Below are 430 nucleotides of genomic sequence, written 5' to 3'. Positions count from 1 at the left end.
CGGCGAGCCGGTGGGCGTGTTCGTCGGCGCCTCGTTCATGGGGTACGGCACCGGGGCGGCGGAGAGCGGGGAGGGCCTGGAAGGCCATCTGCTGACGGGTACGGCTTCGTCGGTGATGACGGGGCGGATCTCGTACACGTTCGGCCTGGAGGGGCCTGCGGTGCCGGTGGACACGGCGTGTTCGTCGTCGTTGGTGGCCCTGCATCTGGCCGCGCAGGCGCTGCGTTCGGGTGAGTGCTCGATGGCGCTGGTCGGTGGTGTGCCGGTCAGGCCGACGCCGGATGTGTTCGTGGAGTTCTCGCGTCAGCGGGGTCTGGCGCCGGACGGCCGGTGCAAGTCGTTCGGTGCGGGTGCGGACGGGAAGGGGTGGTCCGAGGGTGTCGGCATGCTGCTCGGGGCGCGGTGCTCGTCTGCGCGGGCTGCAGGTCGG

1 protein-coding gene is annotated in these 430 nt (G+C 71.9%); it reads left to right on the top strand.

What is annotated here, in order from left to right:
- Positions 1-430 (top strand): polyketide synthase (locus tag PUR56_RS16200; protein ID WP_329949447.1); only part of this gene is annotated, 430 nt, incomplete at both ends.

It is taken from the genome of Streptomyces sp. BE303 (assembly GCF_036290945.1).
Classification (GTDB): Bacteria; Actinomycetota; Actinomycetes; order Streptomycetales; family Streptomycetaceae; genus Kitasatospora.
The sequence above is the reverse complement of the archived record's forward strand: the minus strand, read 5'-3'. Positions and strand labels throughout refer to the sequence as shown.